Source organism: Streptomyces sp. DSM 110735 (assembly GCF_016482685.1).
Taxonomy (GTDB): Bacteria; Actinomycetota; Actinomycetes; order Streptomycetales; family Streptomycetaceae; genus Streptomyces.
In genome coordinates, this window is the sequence record NZ_JACYHF010000011.1 from 112575 (window position 1) to 135021 (window position 22447).

Annotated in this window: 21 protein-coding genes; 9 read left to right on the plus strand and 12 right to left on the minus strand. The window is 71.9% G+C overall.

Annotated features, from left to right (window positions below):
- The first annotated feature begins 6 nt into the window (after positions 1–6).
- Positions 7–1221, plus strand: coding sequence for an acyl-CoA dehydrogenase family protein (locus IF655_RS18710; RefSeq protein WP_199585995.1), 1215 nt, complete (start codon positions 7–9; stop codon positions 1219–1221).
- Positions 1222–1313: 92 nt separating this feature from the next.
- On the opposite strand, the gene IF655_RS18715 is transcribed toward IF655_RS18710, so the two are convergent.
- Positions 1314–1907, minus strand: a complete 594-nt coding sequence (locus IF655_RS18715) for a TetR/AcrR family transcriptional regulator (RefSeq protein ID WP_199585997.1) — start codon at positions 1905–1907, stop codon at positions 1314–1316.
- Between the two features lie 142 nt (positions 1908–2049).
- Positions 2050–2820: an SDR family oxidoreductase gene (locus tag IF655_RS18720; protein ID WP_199585999.1), complete on the minus strand. Its 771-nt coding sequence runs from the start codon at positions 2818–2820 to the stop codon at positions 2050–2052.
- 235 nt (positions 2821–3055) lie between these two features.
- Between IF655_RS18720 and IF655_RS18725 the strand changes: the two genes are divergently transcribed.
- The gene (locus tag IF655_RS18725; protein WP_199586001.1) at positions 3056–4309 is read left to right on the plus strand and encodes an exo-beta-N-acetylmuramidase NamZ domain-containing protein; all 1254 of its coding nucleotides are present in this window, start codon (positions 3056–3058) and stop codon (positions 4307–4309) included.
- 64 nt (positions 4310–4373) lie between these two features.
- On the opposite strand, the gene IF655_RS18730 is transcribed toward IF655_RS18725, so the two are convergent.
- Positions 4374–7166 (minus strand): penicillin acylase family protein, encoded by a 2793-nt coding sequence (locus IF655_RS18730; RefSeq protein ID WP_199586003.1) that lies wholly within the window; start codon positions 7164–7166, stop codon positions 4374–4376.
- Between the two features lie 271 nt (positions 7167–7437).
- On the opposite strand from IF655_RS18730, the gene IF655_RS18735 reads away from it, so the two are divergent.
- The gene (locus tag IF655_RS18735; RefSeq protein ID WP_199586005.1) at positions 7438–8040 is read left to right on the plus strand and encodes a hypothetical protein; all 603 of its coding nucleotides are present in this window, start codon (positions 7438–7440) and stop codon (positions 8038–8040) included.
- A 178-nt stretch (positions 8041–8218) separates the two neighbouring features.
- Here the strand turns inward: IF655_RS18735 and IF655_RS18740 are convergent, their stop codons facing one another.
- Together IF655_RS18740 and soxR are read right to left on the minus strand one after the other, a co-directional pair.
- On the minus strand, positions 8219–8584 hold the full coding sequence (locus tag IF655_RS18740) for a hypothetical protein (RefSeq protein ID WP_199586007.1): 366 nt from the start codon (positions 8582–8584) through the stop codon (positions 8219–8221).
- Between the two features lie 39 nt (positions 8585–8623).
- A complete protein-coding gene (soxR, locus tag IF655_RS18745; protein ID WP_199586009.1) occupies positions 8624–9082 on the minus strand; it encodes a redox-sensitive transcriptional activator SoxR in 459 nt (152 codons plus the stop codon).
- 113 nt (positions 9083–9195) lie between these two features.
- Here soxR and IF655_RS18750 point away from each other — a divergent pair, with 113 nt between their 5' ends.
- The gene (locus tag IF655_RS18750; protein WP_199586011.1) at positions 9196–9657 is read left to right on the plus strand and encodes a MaoC family dehydratase; all 462 of its coding nucleotides are present in this window, start codon (positions 9196–9198) and stop codon (positions 9655–9657) included.
- Between the two features lie 46 nt (positions 9658–9703).
- Here IF655_RS18750 and IF655_RS18755 read toward each other — a convergent pair whose 3' ends face one another.
- The 3 genes from IF655_RS18755 to IF655_RS18765 form a co-directional block, all read right to left on the minus strand.
- Positions 9704–10327: a TetR/AcrR family transcriptional regulator gene (locus tag IF655_RS18755; protein WP_018549222.1), complete on the minus strand. Its 624-nt coding sequence runs from the start codon at positions 10325–10327 to the stop codon at positions 9704–9706.
- Between the two features lie 60 nt (positions 10328–10387).
- Complete coding sequence (locus tag IF655_RS18760; RefSeq protein ID WP_199586013.1) at positions 10388–10696, minus strand: YiaA/YiaB family inner membrane protein; 309 nt, start codon at positions 10694–10696, stop codon at positions 10388–10390.
- A 72-nt stretch (positions 10697–10768) separates the two neighbouring features.
- A complete protein-coding gene (locus tag IF655_RS18765) occupies positions 10769–11920 on the minus strand; it encodes an acyl-CoA dehydrogenase family protein (protein ID WP_199586123.1) in 1152 nt (383 codons plus the stop codon).
- A gap of 85 nt (positions 11921–12005) precedes the next feature.
- Here IF655_RS18765 and IF655_RS18770 point away from each other — a divergent pair, with 85 nt between their 5' ends.
- The 3 genes from IF655_RS18770 to IF655_RS18780 all read left to right on the plus strand — a co-directional run bounded on the left by IF655_RS18770 (position 12006) and on the right by IF655_RS18780 (position 14510).
- On the plus strand, positions 12006–12647 hold the full coding sequence (locus tag IF655_RS18770) for a TetR/AcrR family transcriptional regulator (protein ID WP_199586015.1): 642 nt from the start codon (positions 12006–12008) through the stop codon (positions 12645–12647).
- Positions 12648–12705: 58 nt separating this feature from the next.
- A complete protein-coding gene (locus tag IF655_RS18775; RefSeq protein WP_199586017.1) occupies positions 12706–13410 on the plus strand; it encodes a helix-turn-helix transcriptional regulator in 705 nt (234 codons plus the stop codon).
- A 134-nt stretch (positions 13411–13544) separates the two neighbouring features.
- Entirely contained in the window at positions 13545–14510 is a 966-nt protein-coding gene (locus IF655_RS18780) for a DMT family transporter (RefSeq protein ID WP_199586019.1), read from the plus strand.
- A 10-nt stretch (positions 14511–14520) separates the two neighbouring features.
- On the opposite strand, the gene IF655_RS18785 is transcribed toward IF655_RS18780, so the two are convergent.
- From IF655_RS18785 to IF655_RS18800, 4 genes are all read right to left on the minus strand, one after another.
- Entirely contained in the window at positions 14521–15615 is a 1095-nt protein-coding gene (locus IF655_RS18785; RefSeq protein ID WP_199586021.1) for a Zn-dependent alcohol dehydrogenase, read from the minus strand.
- Positions 15616–15629: 14 nt separating this feature from the next.
- Positions 15630–17018 (minus strand): aldehyde dehydrogenase family protein, encoded by a 1389-nt coding sequence (locus IF655_RS18790; RefSeq protein ID WP_199586023.1) that lies wholly within the window; start codon positions 17016–17018, stop codon positions 15630–15632.
- A 111-nt stretch (positions 17019–17129) separates the two neighbouring features.
- Positions 17130–19376, minus strand: a complete 2247-nt coding sequence (locus tag IF655_RS18795) for a molybdopterin oxidoreductase family protein (protein WP_199586025.1) — start codon at positions 19374–19376, stop codon at positions 17130–17132.
- A gap of 145 nt (positions 19377–19521) precedes the next feature.
- Positions 19522–20136, minus strand: coding sequence for a TetR/AcrR family transcriptional regulator (locus tag IF655_RS18800; protein WP_199586027.1), 615 nt, complete (start codon positions 20134–20136; stop codon positions 19522–19524).
- A 123-nt stretch (positions 20137–20259) separates the two neighbouring features.
- Between IF655_RS18800 and hmgA the strand changes: the two genes are divergently transcribed.
- Together hmgA and IF655_RS18810 are read left to right on the plus strand one after the other, a co-directional pair.
- Complete coding sequence (hmgA, locus tag IF655_RS18805; RefSeq protein ID WP_199586029.1) at positions 20260–21597, plus strand: homogentisate 1,2-dioxygenase; 1338 nt, start codon at positions 20260–20262, stop codon at positions 21595–21597.
- Positions 21598–21663: 66 nt separating this feature from the next.
- Complete coding sequence (locus IF655_RS18810) at positions 21664–22413, plus strand: GntR family transcriptional regulator (protein ID WP_199586031.1); 750 nt, start codon at positions 21664–21666, stop codon at positions 22411–22413.
- Positions 22414–22447: the final 34 nt, after the last annotated feature.

A 22447-nucleotide genomic window follows, 5' to 3' on the forward strand; every position in this document is an offset into this window, starting at 1 on the left:
CCGCACATGGACTTCGCGTTCGACGCGCGCACCGAGGAGCTGCGGGCCAAGCTCCTCGCCTTCATGGACGAGTACGTGTACCCCGCCGAGCCGGTCGCCGAGGAGCAGCGGGCGCAGCTCGCCTCGCCGTGGGACACCCCGGCGGTGGTCGAGGAGCTGAAGGCGGAGGCGCGCAGGCAGGGGCTGTGGAACCTGTTCCTGCCCGACGCCGAGTACGGCGCGGGGCTCACCAACCTCCAGTACGCGCCGCTGGCCGAGATCACCGGTCGTTCCCCGCACTTGGCGCCGCCCGCGACCAACTGTGCGGCACCCGACACCGGGAACATGGAGGTGCTGGCGCAGTTCGGCACCGAGGCGCAGAAGAAGCAGTGGCTGGAGCCGCTCCTCGCCGGGGAGATCCGCTCGGCGTTCGCGATGACCGAGCCGGAGGTGGCTTCCTCGGACGCCACCAACATCACCACGCGCATCGAGCGGGATGGCGACGAGTACGTCATCACCGGGCGCAAGTGGTACATCTCCGGGGCGATGAACCCGGACTGCCAGATCTTCATCGTGATGGGCAAGACCGACCCGGACGGCGCCGACATCCGCCGCCAGCAGTCCATGGTGCTGGTCCCCCGCGACACGCCCGGTCTGACGGTCAAGCGCGCCATGAAGGTCTTCGGCTACGAGGACCACTCGCACGGCGGTCACGCCGAGGTCGTCTTCGACCAGGTGCGTGTGCCGGTGTCGAACCTGGTCGGCGAGGAGGGCGGCGGCTTCGCCATCGCACAGGCGCGGCTCGGTCCGGGGCGTATCCACCACTGCATGCGGCTGATCGGCATGGCCGAGCGGGCGATCGAGCTGATGTGCCGCCGGGCGGTGTCCCGTACGGCGTTCGGCAAGGCGCTGGCCCAGCAGGGTGTGGTGCAGAACTGGATCGCGGACGCCCGGGTGACGGTCGAGCAGTTGCGGCTGCTGGTGCTGAAGACGGCGTGGCTGATGGACACCGTCGGCAACAAGGGCGCCCACACCGAGATCCAGGCCATCAAGATCGCCACGCCGCGCGCGGTGGTGGAGATCCTGGACCGCGCGATCCAGTTGCACGGCGCGGGCGGGGTGAGCCAGGACTTCCCGCTGGCCGAGGTGTACGCGAGCGCGCGCACGCTGATGCTGGCGGACGGTCCCGACGAGGTGCACCAGCGGTCGCTGGCGCGGCGGGAGCTGAAGAAGTACCTGTAGGAGGGACCCGGAGTCGACAGGGTCTGAGGTAAGGGGCGTTCGCCATGGCGGGCGCCCCTTACTCGTGCCCGGTGAGCCGTATCCCGTACGCCTTACGGGCGCAGCGCGCGCAGCAGCAGGTCCGCCAGGTGTTCGGCCACCTGCTGCGGGGTCAGCGGACCCTCCGGGCGGTACCAGGTCGACAGATGGTGGACCGAGCCGAAGTGGTAGTCCACGACGAGGTCGGCCGGGGTGGCGGTGGAGAAGACGCCCTCGCGCTGGCCCTCCTCGATGAGCGCGCGGAAGCGTTCGTGGTAGCGGCGGCGCTCGGCGCGGACCTGCTTGTTCTTCTCCGGGCTCAGATGGTGCATGGAGCGGAAGAAGATCGCGGCGTCGTCCAGGTTGTCGATGGTGGTGACCACCACGTCGGCCGCCGCGGCGCGCAGCCGCTTCTCGATCGGCTCGTCCGCGTCCGCGAAGGTGTCCAGGCGCTCCTGCTGGAGGCGCAGCACGCGCGCGTACACCTCGTGCAGAAGGTCGTCCTTGGAGCCGAAGTAGTGGTAGAGCGCGCCCTTGGTGACTCCGGCGGCTTCCACGATCTCCTGGACCGAGGTGCGGTCGTAGCCCTGCTCGGCGAAGAGGCGGGTGGCGGCGTCCAGCAGCCGCCGGGGTACGGGCGTCCCGTCCCCGTCCGTCGTCCTGGGCACTGTCGCCACCTGCCTTTCCGTCGTCGTCGCCGACTGTCGTCGTCCTGGTCGCACGCGTGGGACGCGTGTCCCGCCGGAGGATCTTCCCATTACCGGTCCCGGACGGATGCCCCCGGTTCTCCGTCCGGACCCGGGCGGGCCGTCAGCGGCCCTCCTCCCAGGTGCGCTGGACGCGGTTCATGCCCGCCAGCCAGCGGTCGGGGGCGGCGGCGCGGGCCTGGTAGTAGTCGGCGACCTCGGGGTGCGGGAGGATCAGGAAGCGGTCCTCGGCGATGCCCTTGAGGAGCGCGTCCGCGACGTCCTCCGGTTCGATGGCGGTGGGCTGGAGCACCAGGTCGCCCGCGCTGCCGGTGGCGGCGAGCATGTCGGTGCGCACGCCCTGCGGGCAGATGGCGTGGACCTTGACGCCCCGGTGGTGGTAGGTGAGGGACAGCCACTCCGCGAAGGCGAGCGCGCCGTGCTTGGTGACGCTGTAGGAGGGGGCGCCGATCATGGTGAGGAGTCCGGCGGCGGAAACGGTGGAGACGAACCGCCCCGTGCCCCGCTCCAGCCAGTCGGGCAGCAGCGCGTGGGCGGCGCGGACGTGGGCCATCACGTTGACGTCCCAGGAGGTCTGCCAGGAGCGCTCGTCCAGCGGGCCCTCGGGCAGGGAGTCCTCGAAGGCGACGCCCGCGTTGGCGCAGTAGACGTCGATGGTGCCGCCGAGTGCCTCGCGCGCCTCCTCGACGACGGCGGAGGCGTCCCCGGGCACGGCGACCGCGCCGATCTCCTCGGCGACCGCCTTGGCCTTGACCGCGTCCAGGTCGTTGACGGCCACCCGGGCGCCCTCGGCGGCGAACCGGCGGGCCAGCGCGGCTCCGATCCCTCCGCCCGCCCCGGTGACGACGACTGCGGCATCCCGCACAGCTTCCACGCTCGGTCTCCCTCGACACGCGACACGGCTCGACACGACTCGGCGTGGCGCGTTTCCGGCGCCACTCGCGCCAGACTAACCAGTCGGTATGCCCGGTGGAAGGGAAAACACGGACGGCCGCGGTCCGGCTCGTTCCCTGAGGCGCGGTCCCGCGCTAGCGTCCCCGGGGCCACGCCCGCCGCACATCGCCCGACCCGTACGTCCGCTCGTCCGCCGCGATCACGGAGGTCACCGCATGACGCTGTCCAGACGGAGCCTGCTCACCACCACCGCCACGGCCACGGTCGCCGGGGTGGTCCCCGTCCCGGCGTCGACGGCCGGGGACGCGGGTGGAGGCGCGGGCGGGCTGCGCACGGGGTTCGAGCGGCTCGTCGCCGGGGGGTACGCGCCGCTGGCGGGCCGCAAGGTCGGGATCGTCACCAACCCGACCGGGGTCACCCGCGACGTCCGGCACATCGTGGACGTGATGCACGCCGACCCGCGGGTACGCCTCACCGCCGTGTTCGGACCCGAGCACGGCTTCCGGGGCACCGCGCAGGCGGGCGGCTCGGAGGGGCGCTACGACGACCCGGCGACCGGACTGCCGGTCTACGACACCTATTTGAAGAGCGGCGCCGATCTGGCCGAGGTGTTCACCGCGTCCGGGGTGGACACGGTGGTCTTCGACATCCAGGACGTGGGCGCCCGCTTCTACACCTACATCTGGACGCTGTACGACTGCATGGAGGCTGCCGCGCTCGCGGGCAAGCGGTTCATGGTCCTGGACCGCCCCAACCCGGTGACCGGACGCTCCGCCCAAGGACCGGTGCTGCACCAGGAGTTCGCGAGCTTCGTCGGACGGCGCCCGATCGCCCAGGCGCACGGGATGACCGCCGCCGAGCTGGCGCTGCTGTTCAACGGGGAGTTCCTGGAGAAGCCGGTGCCGCTGGAGACGGTGCGGATGACGGGGTGGCGGCGCGCGATGTGGTACGACGCGTGCGGGCTGCCCTGGGTGCCGCCGAGCCCCAACATGCCTACCGCGGACACGGCGTTGGTGTACTCCGGCACCTGTCTGTTCGAGGGCACGAACCTCTCCGAGGGGCGCGGCACCACCCGTCCCTTCGAACTCCTCGGCGCGGAGGGCATCGACAGCCGCTGGGCGGAGGCGGCGAACGAACTCCGGCTGCCCGGCGTGCGGTTCAGGGAGGCGTACTTCGCGCCCACCTTCTCCAAGTTCCAGGGCAGGACGGTGGGCGGGGTGCAGATCCATGTGCACGACCGGTCGGCGTACGACCCGGTGCGCACCGGGATCGGGCTGCTGGTGACGGCGAAGCGGGTGTGGAAGGACTTCGCCTGGCGGACGGACAACTGGATCGACAAGCTCACCGGTTCGGACAAGGTGCGCACGATGATCGACGCGGGCGCCAGGACCGACGAGGTGACCGCCGCGTGGCAGCCGGAGCTGGCGGCGTTCCGCAGGACGCGCGGGAAGTATCTGCTCTACCGCTGATCCACCGCTGAGCGACGGTCTCCAAGTCACCTGGGCAAACGGTGACTTGGAGACCGTACGCGTGTCACCGGTGCGAGGTGTACTCCACGACCTGCTGGAAGGTCGGCCGGTTCTGCCAACTGATCTTGCCGTGCTTGATGCCGCCGAGGGTGCGCTGGGCGATGGAGTCGGCGCACCACTGGTCACCGGCGGAGCACTGGTCGTCGCCCGGGTAGACCTGGGCGGCGGTGCGCCCGGCTGCCTGCTTGAGGGTGCTGATCAGCGCGTCCCGGCAGGCGGTGAGGCTGCCGTCGCCGCAGTACGTCCGGGCGAGCGGACCCTGCACGGACTCACCGAGGACGGACCGGATGTCCTTGTCGACGTAACTCCACCAGCCGTACTGGAAGGAGCTTCCGGCGTGCGAGCCGGTCGGGCCGTGCCCGGCCGAAGGCGCCTCGTCCACGGGCAGGTTGGTGGTGAAGGCGCTGAACAGGTCGGTGCCGAGACCGGGTTCGAACTCGGCCTTCACCAGCAGTGGCCACCAGGCGTCCAGGATGCGGATCGCGTCGGCGTCGGCGTACTTCTTCGAACCCGCCGAGGTCTCCTTGCGCTGGGCGCCCGCGGTCACCCACGCCTGGAGCTTGCTCACCGCCGAGGCGGCCGTACTGTCCGTCACCGGCGAGGAGTTGACCACCTTCAGCAGCTTGGGCAGCACGTCCTCGGCGCGCAGGTCGGCGAGGGCGGCGCCGGCCATCGCCTGGACCAGCTTGGTGCGGGTGACCCCACCGGCGGCGGCGAGCTTGCTCACCCGGTCCTCCAGGAGGTCGCCCCGGTGCACCGAGCCCTCGCCCCAGGGGGCGGCGGCGTAGTCCTTGGCCTGCTTGTTGTTCCAGGAGATGTAGTAGTCCTGGTCGACCGACTGGGGGTGGGCGGAGGCGGGGGTGTAGTCGGCGGTGTTGCCGTCCGGGTTCCAGCCGCGCCACTCGTAGTCGGCGCGACCCCAGGCGGGGAACTCGCTGTCGACGCCGTCGGCGCGGACCGGGTTGTCGCCGCTGTTGTAGTAGGCGGTGTGCCGGGAGTCGGCGTAGAACCAGTTGAACGTGTAGTTGATGTGCTGGGCTGCCTTCTGGAAGTCCTCCGGGCCCTTGACGTAGTCGGGGTCGTTCAGCATCTGGAAGCCGATGATCGAGTCGGCTTCGTGGAAGTAGGAGGAGCGCAGGGCGGTGTAGGCGACCTTCTTGCCGCCGACGGTCGCCCGGTACTGCACGGGACCGTACTTGGTGCGCCAGACGCGCAGGGTGTACGAACCGGCGGCGGTGCCGTCGGCCACGGTCGGCTTCCAGGCGTTCTTCTGTTCGATCTGCTCCATGGCGGTGCAGGTGCCGTGGTACAGGTAGTGGTAGTCGTCCTGGCACAGTTCGACCGCGTAGCTGTCGATGATGTCCTGGCCCGAGGTGGTCGCGCTCCAGGAGTAGTCCTGGCCCCGGCCGAGTTCGACGTACATGCTCAGCCCCGCGAAGGAGGCGCCGCGCGCGCTGATGCCGGGACCCTGGATCTCCTGGAGCATCAGCAACTGCGGGGCGAAGTAGCCGGTCTGCGGGCCGAAGACGGCGACGGGGTGGCCGCTGGCGGTGTGGGCGCCGCTGACGACGAGGGCGTTGGACATGCCGCGCTTCGCCGAGCCGAGGGTGGTCTTCGCTGCCGTGGTCGAGGCGGACTTGGCGCTCGCCGAGCCCGCGCTGCCGGTGCGGTCGTAGACCAGGGGTTCCTGGACGACCGAGCCGGGGTCGGGCAGCGCCTCGCCCTTGGCGTCGGCGGGACGGGTGCCGTAGGGGAAGCTCTCGCCGTCGTGGACGGTGAGGACGGCCTCGGGGTCGTTGCGTTCGCGGAAGGACTCCCAGACCTTGGTGCCCTCCGTGACGCCGTACTTGGACTGGGCGGCGAGCAGCGAGACGGCGTTGTCGACCTCGCCGCCCCCGCCGGAGCCGAAGAGGGCGCCGACGACCGAGGCGAGCGCGACCAGGTCGGTGATCTTGAAGTGGTCGATGGTGCCCGCGTTGGTGATGGAGTCCTTGTGGCCGGTGAGGACGTACTCGCCGGGGAAGTAACGGCCCTTGTCGGAGGCGTCGATGTAGGAGTTGATGCCGTCGAGGTAGGCGTTCGCGTCGGTGAGGGACTGGCGCCCGCGGTCGCCGCCGCGGGCCACCGCGCTGTCGATCTGCGCCTGGAGGTCGGCCTCGGTGTAGGGGGCGCTGCGGTAGAACTGCTGCTCAAGACCCTGGTTGGCCGGCGCGCCGCCCGCGAAGGTGGTCAACTGGCCGCGTCCCACGTGCCGGAACAGGTCCATGAGCCACAGCCGGTCCTCGGCGGCGGCGTATCCGGCGCCGAACTCGGTGCCGTAGCGGGTGGTGCCGGTGATGTGCGGCACGCCGGTCTTCTTGTCGCGCACGATCGACACGTCGGTGCGTCCGGCGGGTTTCTCGGTGGAGGCGACCTGGTCGGCGGGGACGCCGAACGAGGAGTCGTTGAAGAAGGTGTTGATCTTCGCGTCGGTCAGACCGGTGTAGCCGGTGGCCAGGTTGGCGTAGGGACCGAGCTGGTCCTCGGCGTGGTCGGGCTGGGTGCCGAACGCCTGGTTGAGCAGGATCTGGGCGAGGGTGGCGTTGCCGTTCTCGCCGGGCGGCAGGATGTCGGAACACTGGCCGCCGCAGTAGTCGTTGGGGGCCGCGGCAGGGGTTCCGGCTGCCGCCGCCTGGGTGAGAGGTGAGAGAAGACCGGCGATCAGGACGCATATGGACGCCGTCTTCAGGAACCCGGAAAGAGTGCGGGGAGTTCTCGCTCTGTCGGACAACGCGTTACGTGGGGTGCGCCGTGCCATGGCAGCTCCTCCCGACTGGGGGTGGGCCGGACGTTACCGGCGGTATCCCCGCGATGGAAGGTGAACATGCGTCAACTTCCGTGCTCTGCCGGTCCGGTGACCCGGTCGGCGGTCCGGGCGGTCAACCCGGGGTGCCTTATGGGAGGGCATCGGAAATCGGATGGAGCCGGATGGACCGGCGGCACGTCTATCCGGCAACGTCGCACGCGATGCCGTACGGCGAAGCCGAGGTGACCGACGTGCGACACAGAGGTGACGGAGGTGCAGGGCGATGGCCGGATTCCGAAGTCTGGCGAGACAGGTGCGCGATCCGCGATGCGATCTGGCGCTGCGGCGCTATTCGCTGCGCAAGTGCCTGGAGCGGTTCGCTCCTTACGGGCACCGGGCGACCTGGGACCATCTGTGCTCCCGGGCAGGTTTCGGCCCGGAGGACCGCTCCCCGGACCCAGCGCGGCTCGTGGCCGCACTGGTGGAGCTGGAGGAGGCGCGTGCGGTGTGGCTGGCCTACGAGGCTGATTTCGCCGAGCGGCGCAGGAAGGAGAAGCACGACGGGCTGCGCAGGCCGGGCAGCGTGGACGACTGGCATCGGATGACCTGGGGCGGCTTCGGTGTCGCCTGGTGCGACGACCCGCGGCTGCACCCCCGTGAGCCGCTGGCCGAGGTACTGCGCCGCCTGATCACCGCGCTCGAACGCGAACCGGGTTCCGTGTGCCCCGTCTGCGCCGGTGACCGCCTCCTCTGGCGCTACGGCCTCGCCCACGCCCCGTCCTCCGGCCCGGTCTGCACCGACTGCGGCATCCTCGTGCCACGCCCGGTCCTGACACCCAGGGCACTGGCGGCGGCGCGGCGGGAGCGGTTGCTGATGTCGGCGTGACGGCTCCGCCGGTTCGGGGGGTGAGCTGCCTGGACCGGTGGTGCGGATGCCCGAGGGGCGCGGGGGTGGGGGCTCGCGCGCCCCACGCACGGCGTGAGGGAGGTGGTGCGGGGGTCCGGCGCGCTCCCGTGCGCCGCGCGCTCGGAGGAGTCGCCCCGCTCGCGCTGTCGCACCGCGGTCAGGGCAGCTCCGTCGCGCCCGGGTAGTGGCGCCGGAGTTCGCCCAGTACGCGCTCGTCGACCGACCTGACTTCCCACCACGAGCTGTCCACCTCGGTCAGCACGACCACCGGCTCGCCCCCGGCGGACCCCCGCGCCTCGGCGTCGACGAGCTGGAGGAACGGGGTCGTCAGCGACAACAGCGTCAACGTGTCCATGCCGGTGGCGGCGGACCGGCGCTCGATCTCGGCACAGCGGGGATCGACCATCTCGTCGCATGCGACGCGCCACGTCAGGTCGAGGCCGGAGCCGCCGAGGCGGACCAGCAGCTCGGCCAGGGTCACGTAGTGCTTTCCGTGCCAGGCGGGGAACGTGATCCCCTTCATCCGCGCCTCCACCGCGGTCGTGTCACGTCGCCCACGTCCTCAGCGGTGCTCGCGCATCAGCCGGGAGCCCGACTGCTGTTCGCCGCGTACGTCGTCCGGGTTGGACAGCACGCAGCTCTTCAGGGAGAGGCAGCCGCAGCCGATGCAGTCGGTGAGGTGGTCGCGGAGGCGGTTGAGCTGGGCGATGCGGTCGTCCAGTTCGGTGCGCCAGGCTTCGGAGAGGCGGGCCCAGTCCTCGCGGGTGGGGGTGCGTTCCTCGGGGAGTTCGGCGAGGGCCTCGCGGATGGTGGCCAGCGGGATGCCGACGCGCTGGGCGGCGCGGATGAAGGCGACGCGGCGCAGGGTGTCGCGACAGTAGCGGCGCTGGTTGCCGGAGGTGCGCCGGCTGCGGATCAGGCCCTTGGCCTCGTAGAAGTGCAGCGCGGAGACAGCGGCGCCGCTGCGCGCGGACAGTTGCCCGACGGTCAGCTCGTGGATCTTCTCGGGAATCCGGGACACTCCTCAGAGCCTACCGACCCGCCACGCGGACTCCGTTGACAGGCGACCCGCTCCCGACCATGCTAAGCAGTTGCTTAGAGATATGCGAGAGACGCGAGCGAGAGGCCGGGAACATGGCAGCACCGAGGACCTTCACCTCCCCCGACGAGCTGAAGGCGGCCGTGGGCGAGCAGCTCGGCCACACCGACTGGCTGGAGGTCGACCAGAAGCGGATCGATCTGTTCGCCGAGGCCACCGGGGACCACCAGTGGATCCACGTCGACCCGGAGAAGGCCGCGGCGGGTCCGTTCGGGACGACCATCGCGCACGGCTATCTCACCCTCTCCCTGCTCCCCCTCTTCGGACCGCAGCTCATCGCGGTCGAGGGCGTGAAGATGGGCGTCAACTACGGCACGAACAAGGTCCGTTTCCCGGCTCCCGTACCCGTCGGCTCGCGCCTGCGCGCCACCGCGACGATCACGAACGTCGAGGACGTGCCCGGCGGTGTCCAGGTGTCCGTCGCCTTCACCGTGGAGCGCGAGGGCGGCGAGAAGCCGGTGTGCGTGGCGGAGTCGGTGTCCCGGTACTACTTCTGAGCGGTACGCCGTCCTACGGACCACCGGCGGGCGGCGCGGGGCGCGCTCAGCGCGCCCCCACCATCCGCAGCACCAGGTCGGCGTAGAGCGCGCCGACCTGCTCCGGGGTGCGCGGTCCGTCCACGTTGAACCAGCGGGCCACGTCGATGCAGAGCGAGAGCACCGCCAGGGTGGTGCCCTGCACGTCGGGCACGTCGAACTCGCCCGCGGCCACGCCGTCCTCGATGATCCCGCGCACCTCGGCGTCCACCTGGCGGCGCAGCGCGAGGATCTCGGCGCGGGCGTCGGGCGAGAGCGCGTCCAGTTCGTACTGCACGACCCGCGCGGTGGTGCGCCGCCCGGCGTGCCAGCGCACGAAGGAGCCGACCGCGTCGGCGAGCCGCTCGGCGGCGCTCCCCTCGCGCCGGGCGGCCGTGCGCATGATGTCCAGCGCCTTGTCGTGGCCGATCCGGCTGATCCGGTGGAGCAGCTCTTCCTTGGTCTTGTAGTGGATGTAGAGCGCGGCCGGGCTCATGCCCGCGCGGCCCGCGATGTCGCGGGTCGTCGTCGCGTGGTAGCCGCGCTCGGCGAAGGCTTCCACGGCCGCGACGAGCAGGCGCCGGGCCGCGTCAGGGGTGACCTCGGCCCACGGCTCCATCTCGGCGCCGGCCGTCTCCTCCGCCGTACTCATCGCTCACTGGCCCCTCTCGCTGACAGGAGCACCACCATACCGCCGAAGGTGAGCGACCGCTTAGTGCAACTGCCGGGGGTCGGGGGTCTTGCGGTACGGGTCGTGGGAGGTGAGGAGCTCCTCCATGCGCGCCTGGTCGACTCTGCTGACGATCTCCCCGGCCTCCTGCCGGTCCCGGATCACCTTGGCGAGGGTGAAGGCGGAGGTGACGAGATAGAGGACGGCGATGGCGAGGAAGGCGCGCACCCAGGCGTTGGCGTCGAGCCGGTAGATGCCGATCGCGGTGGCCGTCATGGCGACGGCGAACGAGGCGACGGCCTGTCCGTAGAAGGCGGCCGTGCTCTGCTGCTTGACTGGCGTGTCGCTCATGGCACGAGTGTCGGCGGACGCGGCGCGCGCCACATCCGCCGACGTACTCAGTGCGGATACTCAGAAGGCACCTCAGAACGCCGAGACCCCGGTGAGCGCCCGTCCGATGAGCAGCTTCTGGATCTGGCTGGTGCCCTCGTAGAGCGTCATCACGCGGGCGTCGCGCAGGAGCTTGCCCGCCGGGTACTCGTCGATGTAGCCGTAACCCCCGAAGACCTGAAGGGCGTTGGACGCGGCGCGCACGGCCGCCTCGGAGGCGAACAGCTTCGCCTTGGAGGACTCGGTGGCGAACGGCTGCCCCCGGTCGATCAGGTCGGCGACCCGCCAGGTCAGCAGCCGGGCCGCGTCCACGTCCACGGCGATGTCGCTGATCAGCTCCTGCACGAGCTGGTGGTGCGCGATGGACCTGCCGAACTGCTCGCGCTCCCCGGCGTATCCCACGGCCGCGTCGAGGGCGGCCTGGGCTATGCCGACGCAGCCCGCCGCGACCGACATCCGCCCCTTGGCGAGCGCCGACATGGCGACGGAGAAGCCCTTGCCCTCAGGACCGACCAGCGCGGAGGCGGGCACCCGCACGTCCTCCAGGACCAGCTCGGCGGTGGCCTGGCCGCGCAGCCCGAGCTTGCCGTGGATGGCGCGGCGGGTGAGACCGGGGGTGTCGGTGGGGACCAGGAAGGCGGAGACGCCCTTGTGCCCCGGGGCGTCGGTGGAGCGGGCGAAGAGCAGGACGACGTCGGCCCAGGTGCCGTTGGTGATGAACGTCTTGGCGCCGTTGATCACATAGTCCCCGCCGTCGCGTACGGCCCGGGTGGTGAGGTTGCCCGCGTCGGAGCCGGTGCCGGGCTCGGTCAGACCGAAGCAGCCGACGTACGCGCCGGAGGTGAGCCCGGGCAGCCAGCGCCGCTTCTGCTCCTCGTCGCCCCAGGCGGCGACCGACTTGGCGACGAGTCCGAGGGAGACGGAGACGATCCCGCGCACCGAGGAGTCGCCGCGCCCCAGCTCCTCGGTGACCAGGCAGTACGCGAGGTGGTCGCCGCCCGAGCCGCCGTACTCCTCGTCGACGGTCAGCCCGAGGAAGCCGACCTCGCCGAGCTTCTTCACGATGCCCCGGTCGACCTCCTCGGCGCGGTCCCACCCGGTCGCGTACGGCGTGATCTCGCGCGCGACGAAGTCCCGGGCCAGGCGGCGCACGGCGGCCTGCTCCTCGCTCAGCTCCAGGTTCACCATGCGATCACCTCACCCCGGGTCGCACCGGACCCGCGTTAAATTAGCAGTGCTAGTTTCTTGTGGCAGCCCTACTATGTGCGCCATGGCCCGACCGCGCAAGCCCCTCCTCAGCACCGACCGGATCGTCGCGGCGGCGCGGGAACTCGTGGACGCCGAAGGGCTCGCCGCCGTCTCCACCCGGCGGCTCGCCGCCGGACTCGGCGTGAGCGGGCCCTCGCTCTACAACCACTTCCGCACCAAGGACGAGATCCTGGAGGCGGTCGCGGACTCGGTGAGCGCGCAGGTCGACCTGTCGATGTTCGAGGACGGCCGCCCCTGGCGGACCGCGCTGCACGACTGGGCGGTCTCCTACCGCTCCGCCCTGCGCGACCACCCCAACATCGTCCCGGTCCTCGCGCGTGGTCCCGGCCGCCGCCCCGCAGCGCTGCGGCTGGCCGACGCGGTCTACGGCGCGATGGTGGACGCGGGCTGGCCCCCGGCGCAGGCCACCTCCATCGGCGCGCTGATGCGGTACTTCATCATGGGCTCCGCGCTGGGCTCCTTCGCCGGGGGCTTCGTGGACGACCAGAGCGCCTACGACCCCGCCGACTATCCGCACCTCGGGCAGGCGCATCTCCTCGCCGAGCAGCAGGAGAAGATCGACGAGCGGGCTTTCGAGACGGGGCTCGCGGCGCTGCTCGACGGGCTGGAGGGGCAGTTCGCGGGGGTGGAGCGGGCGGGCTGAGCCCGGGGTGGGGTTCGTTCGGTGGGCGCCGAAGTGTCCGTCCGCCATGCTGGAACGCATGACCGCCAAGGACCCCCGGGCTCCCGGACTCGCCTCGCTCGCCGCACTGATCGCGGACGAGACGCGCGCCGCGTGTCTGCTCGCCCTGCTGGACGGGCGGGCGTGGACGGCGGGTGAGCTGGCCCGGCACGCGAGCGTCGCCGCCTCCACGCTCAGCGAGCACCTGGGCAAGCTGGTCGCGGGCGGTCTCCTCGCCGAGGAACGCCAGGGGCGGCACCGGTACGTCCGCCTGGCCGGACCCGAGGTGGCCCAGTTGGTCGAGGACCTGACCGCACGGCTCCCCGCCGACGCGGTACGCCAACAGCCGCGCACACTGCGGGAGTCGAGCGCCGGGGCGGCGATGGCGCGTGGCCGGACCTGTTACGACCATCTCGCCGGGCACCTCGGCATCACGCTCACGGACGGGCTGACCGCGCGGGGGCTGCTGCGCCAGGACACCGGGTTCGCGCTGACGGAGGCGGGGGTGGAGTGGTTCGGCGCGGTGGGCATCGAGCTGGACCGCTCCGGGCGGCGTCCGCTGGCCCGCTCCTGCCTCGACTGGACCGAGCGGCGTCCGCATCTCGCCGGGGTGGCGGGCGCGGGGCTGTGCCGGCACGCGCTGGAGTCGGGGTGGTGCGAGCGGATCGGGTCGGGGCGGGCGGTTCGGGTGACTCCGTCGGGGTCCCGGAAGCTTTATGAGTTGCTCGGGGTTTCGGTGGGGTGATGTGTTTGAGGCGGGGGCGGATGGGCTGATGTCGCGGGTTGGGTGCGGGTCCGATGGGGCTGGTCGCGCCGTTCCCCGCGCCCCTTTCGTGTGGTGCCGTTGGCTGTGAAGTGCCCTTCTCTTCAAGGAGCTTGATGAACGCCTCGTCTCGTCCCGTGCTGCCCACCGCGGCTGCCGTCGTCACCGTTCTGCTGTGGGCCTCCGCCTTCGTGGCGATCCGGGCCGCCGGGGACGCCTACTCGCCGGGGGCGCTGGCGCTCGGGCGGATGCTGGCGGGGAGTGTCGCGCTGGGGGCGCTGTGTCTGCTGCGGCGTGAGGGGTGGCCACCACGTGCCGCGTGGCGGGGCATCCTGGTCTCCGGGGTGCTGTGGTTCGGGTTCTACATGGTGGTCCTGAACTGGGGCGAGCGGCAGGTGGACGCCGGTACGGCCGCGCTCGTGGTGAACGTGGGTCCGCTGCTGATCGCCCTGCTCGGCGCACGGCTGCTCGGGGATCCGATGCCGCCCCGGCTGCTGGCGGGGATGGCGGTGTCGTTCGCGGGCGCGGTGGTCGTGGGGCTCTCGATGTCGTCCGGGGGCGGCGGTTCCTCGGTGCTCGGTGTGGTGCTGTGCCTGCTCGCGGCGGTCGCCTACGCGGGCGGGGTGGTCTCGCAGAAGCCCGCGCTCGGGTCGGCGAGCGCCCTGCAGGTGACGACGTTCGGCTGTCTGGTCGGGGCGGTGTGCTGCCTGCCGTTCGCGGGGCACCTGGTGGCGGAGGCGTCGCGTGCCTCACTCCCGGCCACCCTGGACATGGTGTACCTGGGCGTTTTCCCGACCGCGCTCGCCTTCACCACCTGGGCCTACGCGCTGGCCCGGACGACCGCCTCGCGGATGGGCGCGACGACGTACGCGGTCCCGGCGCTGGTGGTGCTGCTGTCCTGGCTGGTGCTGGACGAGGTGCCGGGACCGCTCACGCTGGTGGGCGGGGTGCTGTGCCTGGCGGGTGTGGCGGTGTCGCGGTCCAGGGCGCGGGCGCGGGTGGTCCGGGTCGGAGCCGCCGCCGGGCCGGAGGGAGAGCCGGTGGTGGAACCGGTGACCGGGCGGCGGCCCGAGGAGGGCTGATCCGCCGGACTCAGTCGGCGTCCTCGAAGAGCACCAGGGAGCGTCCACCCTTGCCCGCGAGCATGTTCTCGAAGGCGGAGGGGATGCCGTCGAGGGTGATCCGTTCGGTCACCAGCGCCTTGAGGTCCAGCCTGCCCGCGCGGACGTGCTCGGCGAGGACAGGGAGGTCGCGGGCCGGGTCCGAGTCGCCGTAGACGCAGCCGGACAACGTCCGTCCCCAGTGGAAGAGTTCGAGGGCGTTGAAGGTGACCTGCTGGTCCTTGCCGCCGATACCGACGACCGTGGTGCGACCGCCGCGCCGGGTGGACTCCCAGGCGGCGCGGATGGCGGTGGCCACGCCCGCGCACTCCACGGCGACGTCGACACCTTCGCCGCCGGTGAGGGCGCGGATCTCGCGGGGCGTCTGCGGGGAGGCGAGCAGGAAGTCGGTGGCACCCGCGCCGCGCGCCAAATCCTCCTTGTCGGCGGAGACGTCGACGGCGACGATCCGTTCCGCGCCCGCGATCCGCGCGGCCTGGAGCGCGGCGAGTCCGACGCCGCCGACCCCGAACACCGCGACGGTTTCGCCGGGTTGGACGCGGGCGGAGTGGTGGATCGCGCCGTAGCCGGTGAGGACGGCGCAGCCGAGGAGGGCCGCGTCGGTGAGCGGGATGCCGTCGGGCAGGGGCAGCGCGCAGGAGGCGGGGACGACCGTCTCCTCGGCGAACGCGCCGACGTTGAGACCGGGATGGAGTGCGGTGCCGTCGGTGGTGTGGGCGTGGACGGCGGCGGCGCCGTTGAGCGCGTTGCCGCACAGCCAGACCTCGCCGCGTGCGCAGGCAGGGCAATCTCCGCAGGCGGGCGCCCAGTTGAGGACGACGGGTGCCCCGGGTGCCAGATGGGTCACCCCCTCCCCCACGGCGACGACGGTTCCGGCGCCCTCGTGACCGAGGACGGCGGGGACGGGGACGCGCAGGGTGCCGTTGGCCAGGGAGAGGTCGGAGTGGCAGACCCCGGCGGCGGCGAGGCGGACGCGGACCTGGCCGGGTCCGGGTGCGGGCAGCTCGATGCGGGTGATCTCCAGGGGTTCACCGACGGCGGGCAGGACGGCGGCTCGTACGGCCATGGTCACCGACTTCCTCAGAACTGGAGGGACTTGGTCTGGAGGTACTCGGCCAGTCCGAAGGCGCCGAGTTCCCTGCCGACTCCGGACTGCTTGTAACCGCCGAAGGGGGCAAGGGGGTTGAAGCGTCCGCCGTTGATGTCGACCTGGCCGGTGTTCATCCGGCGCGCGAAGGCGGCGGCTTCGTCCTCGTCGCCTGCCCAGACGGCTCCGGCGAGACCGTAGACGGTGCCGTCCGCGATGCGCAGGGCGTCGTCCTCGTCGTCGTAGGGCAGGACGCACAGGACCGGGCCGAAGATCTCCTCCTGGGCGACGGTCATGTCCGGGGTGACGTCCGCGAACACGGTGGGGCTGACGAACCAGCCCTGTTCGCGCGGGGATTCGGGTCCGCCCGCGACCAGGCGGGCACCCTCGGCGACGCCCTTCTCGATGTAGCCGCGCACCCGGTCGCGCTGGCGTTCGCTGACGACCGGGCCGATGCGGTCGCCGTACTTGGCGGCGGCCTCGGCGGCGAGCGTGACGGCTTCGTCGTACTGGTCGCGGTGGACCAGCATGCGGGTCCACGCGCTGCACGTCTGGCCGGAGTTGGCCATCACGTTGGCGACGCCGACCTTGACCGCCTTGGCGAGGTCGGCGCTCGGCAGGATGACGTTGGCGGACTTGCCGCCGAGTTCCAGGGCGACGCGCTTGACGCCCGCGCCCGCCGCCGCGCCGATGCGGCGGCCGACCGCCGTGGAGCCGGTGAAGGACACCAGGTCGACGCCGGGGTGTTCGGCGAGCGCCTGCCCGGCGACCGGGCCGAGTCCGGTGACGAGGTTGAACACGCCTGCGGGCACGCCCGCTTCGTGCACCGCCTCCGCGAAGAGCTGGGCGGTCAGCGGGGTGTTCTCGGCGGGCTTGAGGACGACCGCGCACCCTGCGGCGAGTGCCGGGGCGACCTTGGCGACGATCTGGTGGAGGGGGTAGTTCCAGGGGGTGATCGCGGCGACGACGCCCACGGGTTCGTGCAGGACGGTGGAGTTGCCGACCTTCTCCTCGAAGGGGTGGGTGGCGGCCAGTTCGGCGTAGGACCCGGCGACCGCGACGGGCAGCCCTGCCTGCACGTTCCGCGCGAAGTCCGGCGGGGCGCCCAGCTCGGCGGTGATCGTCTCGGTGAGCTCGTCCGCGCGGGCGGCCAGCGCGTCCCGCAGGGCGGCGAGGCGCGCGGCGCGCTCGGCCGGAGGTGTGGCCGCCCAGTCGGGGAGCGCGGCGCGGGCGGCGCGCACGGCGGCGTCCACGTCCTGCGCGTCGCCCGCCGGGACACGGCCGATGATCTGCTCGTCGGCGGGGTTGACCACCTCGATGATGTCCCGCCCGGCGGCGGGGCGCCAGGCGCCGTCGATGTAGAGACCGTCGTGTGCCTTCATGGTGTTCCTCCCGGCGGGTCCGGCGTACGGCGTGTGCTCCAGCGTGGTGCGGGGCGGGCCGAGAAACAAACTAGCGGCGTTAGTTTTCCGCCGCCAGGGGTTCCGGGGCGGTCACCGGGGTTCCGGGACCCTCGCGCGGGTCAGCTCGACGGGTATGCCGTTGAGGACGGCGTTGCCGGAGAGCGGGTCGAGCAGGGTGCCGTCGAGCAACTGGTTGACGTTGACGCCGGGTTGGACGGCGGCGTGGCTCTGGCGGGTGCCGGGGCGGTCGTGCCCCCAGCCGTGCGGGAGGCTGACCACGCCGGGCCGGATGCCGTCGGTGATCTCGGCGGGCGCCGTCACCTCTCCCCCGGCGCCTTTCACTCGTACGGGTTCCCCGTCGCGCACGCCGAGCCGGGCCGCGTCCTCGGGGTGCAGGTGCAGGGTGCAGCGGTTGGTGCCGCCGGTGAGGGCGGGGAGGTTGTGCAGCCAACTGTTGTTGGAGCGCAGATGGCGGCGGCCGACGAGGACCGGTCCTGCGGGACGCTCGCGCAGGGCTTGCCGGAGTCGGGGCAGGTCGGCGGCGACGGGGGCGGGCAGCAGCTCGATCCTGCCGCTGACCGTCTTCAGCGGCTGGGGCAGGCGGGAGCGGAGCGGTCCGAGGTCGATGCCGTGCGGGTGGGCGAGGAGCCGGTCGAGGGTGAGACCGTCCGGGTCGGCGCCGAAGCCGTCGCCGTAGGGTCCGAGGCGCAGCATCAGGTCCAGGCGCCGCTCGGGACCGTCGTCGCCGGTGAGACGGGCGGCGAGGTCCTGCGGGTCCTGGCCGTGGACCGGGGAGTGGGGCTCCTTCACGGCCTTGGCGAGGGTCTGCTCGACGACCATGGCGTCCACCGAGCCGGGATCGGCCTCGGGCATCCCCATCGCGGCGAGGACCAGCCGGGCGTGGATCTCGGTCTCGGCCATCCTGCCCGGTTCCAGGGGGACGGCGGGGCGGCTGTAGCGGACCTGGTTGCGGACGGCGAGGGTGTTGAAGGCGAAGTCGTGGTGGGGGCTCTGCGCGGGCGGGGGCGGCGGCAGGACGACGTCGGCGTGGCGGGAGGTCTCGTTGAGGTAGGGGTCGACGGCGACCATGAAGTCCAGTGATTCCAGGGCCTTGTCGAGCCGGTCGCCGTCGGGGGCGGACAGCACCGGGTTGGCCGCGATCACGACGAGGGCACGCAGCGGTTCGCCCTGCTCGGTCGCGGTGTCGATCTCCTCGGCAAGCGCGGACAGCGGCAACTCGCCCTTCGCCTCGGGAAGTTCGCGCACCCGGGAGTGCCAGCGACCGAGGATGAAGCCGCGCCCGGGTCCGGCCGGGCGGGGTGTGCGGTCGGTGGCGGCCTGCGGGAAAAGGGCGCCGCCGGGGCGGTCGAGGTTGCCGGTGAGGGTGTTGAGGACGTCCACGAGCCAGCTCGCCAGGGTGCCGTGCGGGACGGTGCAGCTTCCGATGCGGGCGTAGATGGCGGCGGTGGGGGCGGCGGCGAGTTCGCGGGCGAGGGTGCGGAGGAGAGCGGCGTCGACGTCGCAGGCGGGGGCGACGGCTTCGGGGGTGAAGTCGCTGAGCGCCGCACGGAGTTCGGGGAGTCCTTCGACGTGCGCGGCGAGATCGCCGAGGTCGGTCAGCCCCTCCTCGAACAGGGTGGTGGCCAGCGCGGCGAGCAGCAGCGCGTCGGTGCCGGGGCGTACGGCGATGTGCCGGTCGGCCAGCCGGGCGGTGCGGGTGCGGCGCGGGTCGATCACGGTGAGGCGTCCGCCACGGGCGCGAAGTGCCTTGAGTTTCCCGGGGAAATCGGGGGCGGTGCACAGACTCCCGTTGGACTCAAGGGGGTTGGCGCCGATGAGCAGCAGATGGTCGGTGTGGTCGAGGTCGGGTACCGGGATGGCGTTCGGGTCACCGAAGAGCAGTCCGCTGGAGACGTGCTTGGGCATCTGGTCGACCGTGGAGGCGGTGAACACCGAGCGGGTGCGCAGGGCGCCGATCAGCACGGACGGGTAGAGACCGCCCGCCACGGTGTGGACGTTGGGGTTGCCGAGGACCACGCCGACCGCGTCGCGACCGTACCGCTCCGCCACCGGGCGCAGCCCCGCGGCGACGGCGGCGAAGGCTTCCTCCCAGGTCGCCTCGCGCAGCTCGCCGTCGACCCGGACGAGCGGGGTGCGCAGCCGGTCGGGGTCGGCGTCGAGGGCACCGAAGGCGGCGCCCTTGGGGCAGATGAACCCCTTGCTGAAGACGTCCTCCCGGTCGCCCCGGGCGCCGGTGACGCGGGTGCCCTCGATGGTGAGGGTCAGTCCGCACGTGGCCTCGCACAGAGGGCAGATGCGCAGGGCGGTGCGGGACACGGGTCCTCCCGGAGGGGTCGGCGGCGCTGCCTCCCGGAGCCTGGACGCGGACCTGAACGCTGGACCTGGACCTGGCCGACGGGCTGGGGGCGAGCATACCGACCGGTTGGCATGACGGGGAGACCCGTGCGCGATCCCGCCCGGTTCAGTCCAGTACGCGGCTCAGATAGGCGCGCAGCAGCTCCCGGGTCTCGTGGATGATCGCGGCGTCCCCGCGCGGGTCCGTCCGGAAGGCGAGCTGGACGAGGGTGTCGGCGCTCTCCACCGCCACCAGGAAGACCCGGCGCAGATCGTCGTCCGGGGTGCGGCCGAGGTGACCGGAGAGCAGGTCGGTGAAGCGGTCCGCGACGCGGGTGTTGGGCGCGGACTGGCGGGTGCCGATCGGTATCTGGTTGCCGAAGTCGACGAGCCCGAAGCCGGGTGCGGTGCGCTTCATGTGCAGGTACTCGTCCAGGACCACGTCCATCGCCGCCCGCCAGTCGCCCTTGGGGGTCTGCTCCAGGCGTTCGGTGACGCGCTCGGTGTAGCGGTTGAGGTTGCGCAGGGCGAGGGCGCCGGCCATCTGGCGCTTGTTGCCGAAGAAGCGGTAGACGGAGCCGATGGGGACACCGGCGCGTTCGGCCACGGCGCGGGTGCTCAGCGCGTCGTAGCCGACCTCGTCGAGGAGCGCGGCGCAGGCGTCGAGGATCCGGGTCAGCCGTTCGGCGCTGCGCCGCTGGACGGGCGCGCGGCGGAGCGATGTCGCATGGGGCACGGCCACATGATGCCTCGCCACACCGTTCCGGTGAAGCGCGCCCCCTTGCGCCGGGGCCCGCTCATTCCTACGGTGCTACAGAGGAATGGGGCGGCCGACGGAGCGCGTCCCGGGCGCGAGGGAGCGATCATGGGCGCGGACGCGCGGAAGACCGCCGAGGCACTGTCGTATCTCACCGGGTTCGGCAACGAACACGCCTCGGAGGCGGTACCGGGCGCGCTGCCCGAGGGCCGCAACGCGCCGCAGCGGGCGCCGTTCGGGCTGTACGCGGAGCAGCTCAGCGGTACGGCGTTCACCGAGCCCCGGGCGCACAACCGGCGTTCGTGGCTGTACCGCATCCGTCCTTCAGCCGCGCATCCGGAGTTCACCCGCACCGGCAACGGCGCGATCCGTACGGCGCCCTTCACCGAGACGGTGCCGGACCCGAACCGGCTGCGCTGGAACCCGCTGCCCGAGCCGCCCGCCGGGACCGACTTCCTCGCGGGGCTGTGGACCCTGGGCGGCAACGGCGACGCGACCCAGCGCACCGGCATGGCCGTGCACCTCTACCACGCCAACTCCTCGATGGAGCGCGTCTTCTCGGACGCCGACGGGGAGCTGCTGATCGTGCCGGAGCGGGGCGGACTGCTGCTCCACACCGAGTTCGGGCGGCTCCATGTGGAGCCCGCACATGTGGCGCTGATCCCGCGTGGGGTGCGTTTCCGTGTGGAGCTGCTGGATGCCGAGTCCGACAGCGGGCAGAGCCCGACCGCCCGGGGTTATGTGTGCGAGAACTATGGTGCGCCCCTCCGGCTGCCCGACCTCGGTCCCATCGGCGCCAACGGGCTGGCCAACCCGCGCGACTTCCGGGCGCCCGTCGCGGCGTACGAGGACGAGACGGGTCCGGTGGAGGTGGTGAACAAGTTCTGCGGCAACCTCTGGACGGCCACGTACGACCACTCCCCGCTCGACGTGGTCGCCTGGCACGGCAACTATGTGCCGTACGTCTATGACCTGCGCCGGTTCAATGTGATCGGCACCATCTCCTACGACCACCCGGACCCGTCGATCTTCACGGTGCTGACCTCACCGTCGGACACTCCCGGGCTCGCCGGGGTGGACTTCGTGGTGTTCGCGCCGCGCTGGCTGGTGGGTGAGGACACCTTCCGGCCGCCGTACTTCCACCGGAACGTGATGAGCGAGTACATGGGTCTGGTCGAGGGCGCCTACGACGCGAAGGCGGAGGGGTTCGTGCCGGGCGGCGGCTCGCTGCACAACATGATGTCGGCGCACGGACCGGACCGGGAGACCTTCGAGAGGGCGAGCGCGGCGGAACTGCGACCGCAGCGGATCGACGACGGTCTCGCCTTCATGTTCGAGACGCGCTGGCCGGTCACCCTCACCCCGCAGGCGGCAGGCGCCGACCATCTCCAGCCGCGCTACGACGATGTGTGGCGGGGACTGGAGCGGCACTTCCGGGCGCCCTGACCTCGCCCTGACCTCGCTCCGACCGCTCCATTGCGCTGATCCTCTCCGACAGGTACGGATAGCCGCGTGACCTCATTCGCTCCGGATTCGATCGTCCTGAACCGCAAGCTGCCGCTCTGGTACCAGGTGTCGCAGTCCCTGCGCGCCTCCATCCTCGGCCGCTCGCCCCAGGACCCGCTGCGCCTGCCCACCGAGGAGGATCTCGCGCGGCACTACGGAGTGAGCGTGCTGACCATGCGGCAGGCGCTGAAAGAGCTGGAGGACGAGGGTCTGATCAGCCGCCACCGCAGGCGCGGCACCTTCATCGAACCCGATGCCCGGCGCGGTGCCCCGGTGCGGCTGCTCGGCTCGGTCGACGCGATCGTGGCCCAGCAGTCCGGCATGACCAGCGAGCTGCTGGAACACCGCCGCGTACCGGTCCCCTCGGCCCTCGCCGAGTACTTCCCCGACCTCACCGAGGTCGCCGTCTACCACCGTCTGCGCGGCGACGAGAGCACCGGCGAGCCCACCAACCACGCCGTCAACCACGTCCGCCCGGAGCTGGCAGCCCGCATCGACCCGGCGGACCTCGCCCGTCAGCCGATGACGAAGGTGCTGCGGGACGTGGTGGGCGCGGGGATCAGCCGCATCACGGACACGGTGGAGGCACGCCTCGCCGACCCGGAGACGGCACGACTGCTCCAAGTCCCCCTGCTGAGCCCGATCCTGCACTACACGGGGATCACGTACGACGCGGGCGGGCGGGTGCTGGACGTGGCGGTCATCCACTACCGGGGGGACCGGTTCTCGTTCACGGTGACGCTGGACGCGACGTGAGCGGTGCGGGCGGGCTTGGTGTGAGCGGGTACGC